Raw genomic sequence first — 11448 nt, 5'->3', positions numbered from 1 at the left:
TGAGGTGTTATTATGCAACATTTAATTTTTGAAGAAGCTTGGGAAAGAACAATTAGCGATGGAGATCGTCAACGGATAAAGGACATTTTTGAAAAGACAAAAACTGCAAGTAATGATGGTATTTCTTTCATCATCATCCAAGTAGCCAGCAATCATCGCAATGATCTGTTAGTAACAAGTCTAGTTCATAACTTTAGTAACGAGCCTGCGGATTTAACTAATGCTTCCGTTCAATTAGTTGACGAGCATAACGGGGAAATCGGCAGCATGCAGGTTCAAGATGAAAGACTCCGGATACCTGCAGATACATCCATGCCCTGGACATTTATTTTTCCGAAACTCGGCGATAAAGAGCAATCAGATATAAACCGTCCATTCCTTTTATCACGACGCTAACTTCCTGATAAGCTTTGCTCGCAGATAATCGATATCAAAATGACCATTTTGCAATACAGCCTTTGTTATATAGAAACTCAATTCCATTTTCAATAATAAAAGAGGCTAATCACCACTTACCAAAAGTGGTCGATTAGCCTCTTCCTCTATGCATCTCGATTCCGATAAGCGATTTGCCCACAGAGAATACCTGCTATGCTTATAATCGATAAAATGATTAAAGGTGTTGCGTCAAAATCCTCTACCGGAATTTGTGGTATATGGGCGAAACTGGACAGGTTCGACAGCCATTCTGGGATATCCATCAATCCACCTAAATAAACAGTAAAAAATGAAAAGACCACATAAGCCCAGACGAGCGATGTCCACCTTGGCACCAGACCGAACAGAACGGTTGCCAGCATCATTATGCTTAACATTGCTGGAATGTAGGAAAAACCTGCTTTGATTAAATTGATCAACGGAATTGGCTCATCCATCACCATGACAGAACTTGCCCAAAGTCCAAATATCGAAATAAACAGACCGGCAATGCCCATTACAATCGAAATGCCAAGATAATAATAAAACAATTTATGACGAGAAATACCTGTCGTTAGCAGATGATCATTTCGTTCTTTCTTTTCTTCTCCTCTTATTTTCAAAAAAGAGATAACAGCAGGAATCGTTGCGAATATCGACATAATCACCATTAACAATGTAGTAAATTGTTCCGTCATCGTATATTCCGTACTATCTCCAAGCAATTGCTGCAACATGTCATTCCCCTCAAAGAAAGATTCAAGGTCACCAAATATAGAGCCGTAGGAAACACCCAGAAGCAATAGAGCAGCTAACCAGGATATAATGGTCGTACGCTGCAACCGTAATATCACCCCTAATGGTGACCGCAGCAATATAGAGGCTTCTTTCTTACCTGGTTTCGCTGGCAGCAACCCTGCCCCCACATCACGATAACTGTGTAAATAAAAAGCAAGTAATATCAAAATGATAAATATTAAAACCGTAACCATCACTGGCCACCAATAATTTTGGACATATACTTCTGTTCGCAAAATCAGCCCTAACGGGGAAATACGACTAAGCGTTTCATTGCTTACATCTCCTATTGCACGAACAAGATAAGCAATCAGCATAATACCGATCGATAAACCTAACGTACTTCTGGACGTTTCGGTTAATTGCGCCACTACGGCCGTCACTCCAGTAAACACTAATCCAGCCGCAGCAAGGGTAAAGCCGTAGAGTATTGACCCTTCTACACTAAAACCGTCTAAATTACTTAAGCTTAAGCTGATCGCTATCACCGCACCGATAAATATGTTTAAAGAAGAAACCAAAATAACGGCACTGCTTAAGCTTGAAAGCCGGCCAACTGGTAACGAACGAATTAATTCAAATTTACCTTCTTCTTCTTCTTTCCGTGTCAGTCTGGTGATTAAAAGAATACTCATGATGGCAAAAACAATGGCTGTAAACAGCAACATTTCATGTGCCATCATGGCACCATTCGTATAATTATCAAGTCCATATCCTGGGCCGACCATCGCCGTCATTGCCGGATTCTCCATAGTTTGTGACAAAGCATTTCGTTCCTGATCCGATTTAAACAATTCAGTGAAAGCAGAAGCAACGATCACTGTTACCGCTACTAGTGAAATCGTCCAGATGAAGCTTGCTAACCAGCTTTGCCGCCATTTCAAATACAGCAAAGATGATAAACGATGAAAAAGCATGATTTCACCCCTTTCCTTCTACCTTCTCCTCTTGGTAATGACGCATAAATAAATCTTCTAGTGTTGGCGGTGTGCTTTCCATTCGCTTGACGCCATATGGAACAATGATTTTCATGATAGCTGCTAATTGTTCTGTATCCACTTGAAAGCTGTAGACATGATTATTTTCCTGAAAATGATGAATACCTTCTACTTCTTTCAACGCTGAAGCATCTTCGATTGTCTCAATCAACATACTTGTTCTCGTGAGGTGACGCAATTCATCTAACGAACCGCTCTCGATCATTTTTCCTTCCCGGATAATACCGACACGATCACATAATTTCTCTACTTCTGATAGAATATGACTGGATAAAAGTACACTTTTGCCTGCTTGTTTCACTTCCTGAACGCACTCCTGAAAAACATTCTCCATCAATGGATCAAGCCCGGCAGTTGGTTCATCCAGAATAAATAAATCTGCATCCGAAGCAAAAGCCGCGATTAAGGCTACTTTCTGCCGATTACCTTTGGAATAGGTGCCTGCTTTTTTTCGAGGATCAAGCTGATAGCGTTTGATTAATTGATCACGTTTTGTCTTGTTTATGCCACCCCGAAGCTTCAAAAACGTATCTATTATCTCTCCACCGGTTAAGTTTTCCCACAAATGTACATCCCCTGGCACATAAGCTACTTTACGATGAATATCGACGGCGTCCTTCCAGGCATCTTTTTCGAAAACAGTTGTTTGTCCGGACGTTGCCTTGATAATACCTAGCAGCACCCTGATTGTCGTTGATTTCCCTGCTCCATTCGGTCCAATAAAGCCATAGACTTCCCCCTGTTTAACGGTTAAGTCTACATTATTTAAAGCTGTAAAAGAGCCGAATTTCTTGGTGACACCGTTAATCTCAATCATATTCATATCAAAACCTCCTTAGTTTTGAAATATTACACTATATATATTTCATAATATAGCAACCCCTACTATGATTCAACCATTTTTTGAAATATTTAATTTGTTATATTTCAAAAAATATTTTAAAATACAGCTATAGAGGTGATAAAAATGGACGGTTTCAAAAAACGCACACAGCAGAAACAAGAACAAATTCTTCAAACAGCGCTGCAACTTTTTTCTGCTAACGGCATCAAAAAAGTATCAATCGCACAAATTGCCAAAGCAGCTGAAGTATCACAAGTTTCGATATATAATTACTTTGACAGTAAACATAATCTCGTTCACGAAACGATGATCTATTATATTGAGAAGTTATTCCAGCAATATTTGGACATTATGAACGGTGACCTCTCCTTCCGTGAAAAAATTGAACAAATCATCTTCAACAAAACAGCACTGGCACATTCGATTCATGATGAAGTCTATCACTTCCTGATCGAACAATCCTATGTTGAGAAAATCTTTCAAGAGAAATCTGTTCCTCTTTTTCACCAGTTGATTGAAGAGGGAAAACAAACAGGCTATATTGATCACAGTCTATCGAATGAAGCCATCATGCTTTATCTGCATATGTTCAAAGACTACATGCAAAAGGATGGTGTGAGTGACTATATCCTGCCGATCACGGAAGATGTCATGCACCTGTTCTTTTATGGAATGATAGGGAAAAAAAATTAAGTTTACTCTGCCCGGTATAATTCACGGATATAGTTGATAACCCTTTCAAAATGATCTGGATACGTGTAATCTAATCGATCAGCAAGCAGTCTAGCTTCTTCGCTGAACATTTGCTGCATCAAAAACAATGACTCCCAGCAATGTGATGTTGTATGTAATTGATAGGTAGCTTGTAACGATTGAAAACGCTCTGGCTCCAGATAGTCAGGCAAAAGCTTGTAGGCTGCCCCGAGATTGACCTTAAAATCATAGGTTACACCAATATTCCAGGCCATCACTCTTAATAATTCTTCGCGAAGTACCTTGTCGATATGGTGCGTAGCATATAGATATTGGTCACGACATAACCCTTTTGCTACATAGGGATTTACCCACCAGAATTCGTTACAACAGTCTACAAATTCAGAGTAGGTTGGTTGTTTGATATAGTGGCTTGATTCATTCGGAAGAGGATTATCTTCAATAAGTTCATCCTTATCTAATAGTATGCGTGTAAGTGTATCATTAGCTATATAGTTGTTGATTTCTTCAATGGGGATCAACATTAAATCCAGTCGATTGCCATCTGTGAATTGAATGAGAAAAGTAAACCAGCCTCCTAGTGTTGAAGGAAATAGTGTAGATTCCTCCGGTGTCTGCATGATCATTCGCTCACCAAAATAATCAATCCAGTCTCGGTCTTTAAGCAAAGATGTCATGTCATCTACCAAATACACAATATCATAGTCTTGAAAAGAATCCTTCACCACGTTCGGATTGGTGCGAGATCCATTCATGCCGACCACCCTCACCCGCTCATCCTCACGTGCAAACCGCAAAATCAACTCCATCATTTCCTTTTCACTACGCATCCTGTCTCCATCCTTTCCTTGATCTGTAGTCGAATTTTATTTGGACCCTCATGTAACGTCATTTACTTATCTATGCAAAGGAATACGCGCGCATAAATCCGCACGCTTCAAGCTAACATACAACTTCCTTTAATATGGATTATGCTAAGGTTGTATTGCCAAATGGTCATTTTGATATAGATTATCTGCTTAGCAAAGCTCCAGAAATAGGATCCGCGTCCTGTGGGCACGGCTTCAGCTAGGCTACTACTTGAATAACATCTGTGCTGTCTTGTGCCGAGGAAGCTCACTTCGAAGCGTTACTTGCAGACACAGGAACAAATAAGTGGATCTTCAGCTCGCGCTGAGGCATGAGGAGTCTCCGCCTATTTCCTACGCTTAAGGGAAGTTCTACAACGTATAGAACAGAAAAGTCAGTGTTTCTAGGCATCTTTCAATAGCTATTATATATGCATATGATCAATATGCTAGCTCTTACAAAAATTGTAGATTCCCAATTCAAGCGTAGGCCAACCACGGAGACTCCCGCGGGACAGGCAGGTGCTGGAGATCCACAACGTCTGCACCTGCGTCTTCTAGTAACGCTTCGAAGTAGGCTTCCTCGGTGCAAGGCAGCAGAGAAGTGATTCGTGTAGTAGCCTAGCTTCAGCCGTGCCCCGCAGGAGTGGTTGGCCGAAGCGGTATCCCAGCACATTAAATATCTCAATATGGATGCTTGGCTATCGATGGCTAGTTTACATACCACATATTATAGGAACCTTCATTTTCTTATCGGATGCCAATTTTTTTGCTTATGATTGGTCCGCGCAAAAAAGGATAAACACGCTTTGTAATGATGTGTTTATCCTTTTTGCTACTCGTAAATGCCATATGTGCGGTTAACGTCTTGGACGAAGATGATGCCATTTCCTGGTTCGTCAATTTTTAATTCTGCACGAATTTTATTACAGATCGGTTCCGTGTAATCTTCATCTGATAAAATCATCACAATTTCCTTCTCCGGTTCAATATCCATGGAGAACAGCTTGTCTGTTTCATGAATACCGGATCCTCTTGCGTTAATGATGGTACCACCTTTGGATCCAGCTTTTTGCGCTGCCTTGATGACATCCTCTGCATTTCCTTTATCGACAATCACAATAATATTCTGATACATAATCTCCCCGTCACCTCTTTCCTCATCATCTTCAATCTGACAGCTTCTCGTCCCCATTAAACTGGTTAACGATGTTGTAAATACAATCCCATGATTTGGTTTGTCAAAACGAAATACTTTATTTAAATGCTCCATCGCTTTTTTCGTCGTTTTTTGATTGGAGATCATCATCACAATTTCCTTGCGCATGTCTGTAATCGATAACAAATTTAGAATCCGATTACTGATGGTACCTCTTCCGATAAAAAGGGTACCGCCAGAGACGCCGCATTTTTTCGCCTCTTTTAAAATCTTACTACCTAAACCAAACTTCACGATCACATAAATTATTTCAAAATGACGTGTTTTTTCATTAGGCATCATGACATCATGCCCCCTTTTCTTGACTTAAGCTTGAAGATTAATCCGAGTATTTGCAAGGTAATCAACGGGGTTAAGGCTACCATCGCAATCATGCCAAAACCGTCCACTATCACATCCGCACCTTCAATTGCTTCTGCTGCTCCATGGGTAAACGCGAGAATGAACGTCGCTGTCATCGGGCCTGAAGCAACACCACCTGAGTCAAAAGCAATACCCACAAATAACTTTGGCGTAATATACATTAGCGCAATTGCAATTAAATAACCTGGCAGAATATAATGCCACAGCTGCAACTCTGGAATAAGTATCCGTAGCATTGATAATGCAACAGCGATCCCTACACCTATTGCTAACGTAAATAAGACCAATTTCCGTTTCACGTACCCACTTGTTACATCCTCGATCTGACTTGTCAGCACATAAACAGCCGGTTCTGCGAGTATTGTAACAATCCCTAAGATTAATCCGACAATAACAATATACGCCTTATGTTCCAAGCTGGCAATACTATATCCCAATTCTGTCCCTAACTCCATAAAACCCGCATTTACCCCTACCAAGAACAGTACGAGTCCAACAAACGTAAACACTAGTCCTGTCACTATTTTGCGCACCGATTCTTTCGATAATTTAAATGAGAACTTCTGAAAGACAAAAAACAAAATAACAATAGGCGCCAAAGCCAGCATCACTTCTTGCGCGATATGACCAAATTCATGCAAAAAAGGCGTAAATAGAGCTTCTGTTCCATGATGTTCTTCTTCCATCATGCCACCTGCCAATTCACTCTGGTTACTGAAAATACTCATTAACATCACTGTAATGATCGCCCCGACGGAAGCAATCGCAACCAGACCAAAGCTGTCCTTCTCCGATGCTTTACTATCTTTTTTCATCACTGATATACCAATTGATAACGCAAGAATAAATGGCACTGTCATTGCACCGGTCGTAGCACCAGATGCATCAAAGGCAATAGCCAAAAATTGTGGAGAAGTAAACAATGCTAAGAGAAATACAACACCGTATATAATAGTTAGTATTTTAAATAAGGGGATATTGTGCACAATCCTAATTAAACCGATTGCAAGCATAACCGCTATACCTGCGGAAACAACAATAACGAGAGTCAATTTGGCGATGGCATTGGACGTGACCATCTCGACTTGTCCCGCTAATATATGCAAATCAGGTTCTGCTATCGAAATAATAAAACCTAGACATAAACCTGCCATAATAACGATCCACAACCGATTTGATTTTGCAATCGTTTTTCCCAGCTGGGTCCCAATCGGAGTAATGCCGATATCTACTCCCAGCAGAAATATGGACAGTCCGATAATAATAAAAATGGCACCAATTAAAAAGCGAAAAATTAAGGTGATATCAAGTGATGTTAAAGTAAATTGAAGAATGATAACAATAATCGTAATGGGGAGAACAGCATAGACAACTTCCAGCAATTTTGACCATAATATATTCAAATCAACACATTCCTCTCTTCATTGGATGTTTCTTTTCTCTTTGGTATGTATCGGTAAGAACGGAATAACGGAGGATAAAGTGAGACTTCAATCAGCGGGGGTTTGCCCCGCTGATTGCTAGCGAAACTTATCAACGGACGGTTAGCGCCGTGACAAATGGTAGTTATTGGAGTGTTCAAAAAGTTACCAAATTAGAAGTAAGAAGGTCAGACGTCATAATTTCGAGTATTAAAGTATCGACTAACGAAACAGATTCACCGTTTATCATTTAATGACTTTTTGAACATTCCCTTATAGTAAATTATAGCAAAAAAACAACCCCCGTACAAAAGAGAGAGCACCTGTGTTTAACCTTTTGCCAAGAGTTGTTTTTTTATATGTGTCATATACAATTGTGCGATATTAATATCGGTCAGACTTGTTAGTGTACGACTTCCGACAATGTCCTCTATTTCATTTAAATAAAATGTGCCGTCATCACCAAACACAAAATCAATACCGATAAAATCAGCTTGTATTACGTCTATAATTCGATTCACAAGAGTTTGTTCGTCAGTACTTAATTCATATATTGTCGCATTACCGCCTAACGAATAGTTTGCACGAAAATCAGATGACGACGTTCTTAAAACACTGCCAATGACCGTATTTCCCATTACAAACACGCGTACATCCTTACCTGGCACAGCCATTTGTTGAAGAATATAATTGCCATCTGTCAAATCTGGCATGTCTTGTTTGTTCTCAATCTTCCTTACTTGCTCACCACCGCGACCTGTTACATCCTTTACAATCAAGGGATAGCTGACATCGTGTGGTCCAGCTATAAAGTGAGTATCCATCATTGGAATGCCATGCCGTGCAAATAACTGATGCGTCCTGGCCTTATCATTTGCAATAGCCGCCACCCGGGAATTATTGAAGACTGGAATATTGAGCCATTCCAACTGCTGAGATAATAGCAGATCGATCGCACGCATAACCACGAAGTCAGGTAAGTTCTTTTCTTTCCAGCGAACAACTAATTGTCCAGCCTCCACTCCATATGTCAGCTCTTCATATAGTACAAGTGTCAATTCCATATCAATGGCAGCTGCTTCTATTTGCAGCCACTGGATAAACTGATGATTTTTTTCAGCATCTTTTTGACGGTAAATCAGCCAGCCGATCATCCGATTTGCTCCTTTATATATGCCATCATATCCAATGTAATATCTATCCCGGTACAATCGAAAATATTCTTAAAATGTGCATTCGAGTTAATTTCACAAATGACCGGTTCTTCTTGCTCGCCAAATAAAATATCAACGCCCGTAAAATCTGCTCCTATCAGCTGACTGCACGTCACAGCAAGCTCCTTTTCAACAGAGGTCGGCTCATACGGATACATCTTACCTCCGGCGGTTACATTGGCACGAAAGTCATTCTCTGCTTTTCGGAGCATCGATGCGACTACTTTATCTCCGACAACATGCAGACGGATATCCCGTCCATAGCTTGACTGCAGATATTCCTGAAACAGAAACGGCTTGTTCGCGAGTTCCTTTGCTTTCTTCCGTAATGATGATTCATCCTCTACAAAATAGACCTGCTCGCCAAAGGAACCGAAGCATTCTTTCAGAATCATCGGAAATCCCAGGCTGTCGATCACCTGCTGTAAGTACTGATCATCTTCTAGTTGCAGGAAAACTTTTGGTGCCATAATCGTCTTGGGCATCGGAATTCCGTGATCGGCTAATGCAGCAGTGGTCAATGCCTTATCATCGCTTATTTCGATCGCCCGAGCTGGGTTAAACAGCCGCACGCCTAATTGCTCCAGCTGACGTGCCAAAACAAGGTCCTTATCCCAGAAGAAGACAAAATCAGGTAATGGTTTTTCAGTGAGCAGCTTGGACTTCCCGTTCTCCACAGTTACCAGTAATTGATTGTTTGGTATTGCCTCCATATCAAAATCATATGCTGTCGCTGTTCGTTTTAGCCATTCTACCTGCTCTGAGAATTTTGTTGTATATAAGTTACCATTGTAAATAATCCAGCCTTTTTTTCGCATTGCTTTACCCTCATTTATTTCGTTACTGTAATACTTCCGTTGTTCGTTGTTAACTTAATTTCATTTTCACCTTCGCCTACCATCATATCATAATCAGCGTCTTCGAAGATCGATACACGTCCGTTATCCGTTCGCGTTTCAAATACAACGTTGGTTGGCTCTTTCTCTGTTTCTATTTTGATGCTGCCATTATTGGTAGTAAAATCAATTGCCCGGTCAATATCACTAGTTTTTAGTGAAATAGCACCATTGCTAGTATTTCCTTGTAATGTTCCTTCAACCTCTATCAGTTCAATTCTGCCATTGTCCGTGCCCACAGCCACCTCATCTGCTGTCACGTTTTTCATAAAGATTTTACCATTATCTGATTCTGCTTGAATAGATTGAGCAGTCATCTCCTGTAAGTCAACCTTACCATTATTTGTCTCAACATCTATCTCGTCGATGTGAAGACCTGCTGCTTCCATATATCCATTGTCAACATCCGCCATTAAGCGGTCATATTGTTTTTCAGGCAGGTGAACGGTCAATGTTCGATCCCAGTCAAAAAAGTCAAATGAAAGAAAACGAAATCGATCCGACTTTATTTTCACAAAAAGAGTCTGATTATTTTCTTCTACAACGAGCTGCTTTTCATTATTTTTATCAGTCTTGCCAGTCAGCTCTACAGTGATTGCGGTATCGCTTGTTGGCATGATTTCGATTGTTTCATTATCTGCATCTATTTCGATATTGGAGATATCTTTACCCTGCACTTGCTCCGTTTGTGTCACGGATGAACCAGCCGCAGCAAATTTATAGGTAGCTGCACTGCCAATCACTCCTGTAATACATAATATTAGTGCAATAAGAACAATTCTTTTCATCTTTATCATCCTTTCATTCCACCTTTAACTAAATTGACATTGTAATGTAAATACCGCACAAACAATTTGGTAATAAATCGTGTCGCATAGAACATCCCGACTAATAACAATATACCTAATCCTGTAAGTCCAATCGTAAAGAATAGAGAAAACAAACTGAAAGACGCTGGCTCAATTAAAATATTCAATAGATACAGAACCGGGGAGATAGCAAAAGCTCCACCAGAAGCCCAGCCTGATACCAATACTGCTACCAAACCGATAAACGGCCCTAACACAATGACAATATTAAAAAAACCTAATCCGATAACAGCCCAGACTGCTTTAAATATATTTGATGTAGATGAAGAACTATTTACTTTCTCCAAATAGTAAGTGGCCATCAATTCTTTTGCAATCTGACCAGGTGAACCAAGGGATTGTGCTATTTCCTCTTCTGTTTTTCCTTCTGATGTACCTACGTCAAAATGCTCCTTAAAATCATGCAAAATATCGTTTCTTTCTTCTTCAGATAATTTAGATAATGATTGCTGTAACGCATGTAGAAATTGTTCTTTATTCATCTTGACCGCCCTCCTTCAATATCGATTGAACACCTGCTGCAAAATGGTGCCACTCTTTCATTAAACTGTGCATATGGATACGTCCCATATCTGTAAGCTGATAATATTTACGCGATGGTCCTTCGGTGGATTCTTGTAAATAAGTGGTGAGATAGCCTTCTTTCTTTAAGCGTCTAAGTAATGGATACACAGAACCTTCAGATATTGCAATCTGATCAGAAATTCTTTGGACAAGCTCATATCCATAATGATCTTGTTTATTTAACAATACCAGCACGCATAGCTCCAGCGCCCCTTTTTTAAATTGGATATTCATGCTTGCATCAACTCCATCTCTTTTTACTACTATATATTATTCAGTACTG

General features: G+C 40.0%; 12 protein-coding genes. 2 read left to right on the top strand and 10 right to left on the bottom strand.

Annotation, left to right across the window (positions count from 1 at the left end):
• Positions 1-12 precede the first annotated feature (12 nt).
• Complete coding sequence (locus MUN87_RS17885) at positions 13-396, top strand: SLAP domain-containing protein (protein ID WP_244742391.1); 384 nt, start codon at positions 13-15, stop codon at positions 394-396.
• A 146-nt stretch (positions 397-542) separates the two neighbouring features.
• On the opposite strand, the gene MUN87_RS17880 is transcribed toward MUN87_RS17885, so the two are convergent.
• Positions 543-2132, bottom strand: a complete 1590-nt coding sequence (locus MUN87_RS17880; RefSeq protein ID WP_244742388.1) for an ABC transporter permease — start codon at positions 2130-2132, stop codon at positions 543-545.
• Between the two features lie 4 nt (positions 2133-2136).
• Positions 2137-3036, bottom strand: coding sequence for an ABC transporter ATP-binding protein (locus MUN87_RS17875; protein ID WP_244742387.1), 900 nt, complete (start codon positions 3034-3036; stop codon positions 2137-2139).
• Positions 3037-3180: 144 nt separating this feature from the next.
• Here MUN87_RS17875 and MUN87_RS17870 point away from each other — a divergent pair, with 144 nt between their 5' ends.
• Entirely contained in the window at positions 3181-3750 is a 570-nt protein-coding gene (locus tag MUN87_RS17870) for a TetR/AcrR family transcriptional regulator (protein WP_244742384.1), read from the top strand.
• A 2-nt stretch (positions 3751-3752) separates the two neighbouring features.
• Here the strand turns inward: MUN87_RS17870 and MUN87_RS17865 are convergent, their stop codons facing one another.
• The 8 genes from MUN87_RS17865 to MUN87_RS17830 form a co-directional block, all read right to left on the bottom strand.
• A complete protein-coding gene (locus MUN87_RS17865) occupies positions 3753-4601 on the bottom strand; it encodes an aminoglycoside 6-adenylyltransferase (RefSeq protein WP_244742381.1) in 849 nt (282 codons plus the stop codon).
• Positions 4602-5454: 853 nt separating this feature from the next.
• Positions 5455-6120: a P-II family nitrogen regulator gene (locus tag MUN87_RS17860; RefSeq protein WP_244742379.1), complete on the bottom strand. Its 666-nt coding sequence runs from the start codon at positions 6118-6120 to the stop codon at positions 5455-5457.
• A complete protein-coding gene (locus MUN87_RS17855) occupies positions 6117-7604 on the bottom strand; it encodes a DUF1538 domain-containing protein (RefSeq protein ID WP_244742376.1) in 1488 nt (495 codons plus the stop codon). Before MUN87_RS17855 ends, MUN87_RS17860 begins: the two co-directional genes overlap by 4 nt.
• A 347-nt stretch (positions 7605-7951) precedes the next feature.
• Complete coding sequence (locus MUN87_RS17850; RefSeq protein ID WP_244742375.1) at positions 7952-8776, bottom strand: ATP-grasp domain-containing protein; 825 nt, start codon at positions 8774-8776, stop codon at positions 7952-7954.
• On the bottom strand, positions 8773-9654 hold the full coding sequence (locus MUN87_RS17845) for an ATP-grasp domain-containing protein (protein WP_244742372.1): 882 nt from the start codon (positions 9652-9654) through the stop codon (positions 8773-8775). Before MUN87_RS17845 ends, MUN87_RS17850 begins: the two co-directional genes overlap by 4 nt.
• A gap of 14 nt (positions 9655-9668) precedes the next feature.
• Positions 9669-10529, bottom strand: a complete 861-nt coding sequence (locus MUN87_RS17840) for a DUF4097 family beta strand repeat-containing protein (protein WP_244742370.1) — start codon at positions 10527-10529, stop codon at positions 9669-9671.
• The gene (locus tag MUN87_RS17835) at positions 10526-11083 is read right to left on the bottom strand and encodes a DUF1700 domain-containing protein (RefSeq protein ID WP_244742367.1); all 558 of its coding nucleotides are present in this window, start codon (positions 11081-11083) and stop codon (positions 10526-10528) included. Before MUN87_RS17835 ends, MUN87_RS17840 begins: the two co-directional genes overlap by 4 nt.
• The gene (locus tag MUN87_RS17830; RefSeq protein ID WP_244742364.1) at positions 11076-11399 is read right to left on the bottom strand and encodes a PadR family transcriptional regulator; all 324 of its coding nucleotides are present in this window, start codon (positions 11397-11399) and stop codon (positions 11076-11078) included. The genes MUN87_RS17835 and MUN87_RS17830 overlap by 8 nt, the downstream gene beginning before the upstream one ends.
• Positions 11400-11448 lie beyond the last annotated feature (49 nt).

Source organism: Gracilibacillus salinarum (genome assembly GCF_022919575.1).
GTDB lineage: Bacteria > Bacillota > Bacilli > Bacillales > Amphibacillaceae > Gracilibacillus > Gracilibacillus salinarum.
Note: the sequence above shows the minus strand (reverse complement) of the source record. Positions and strands in the feature narration are given on the sequence as shown.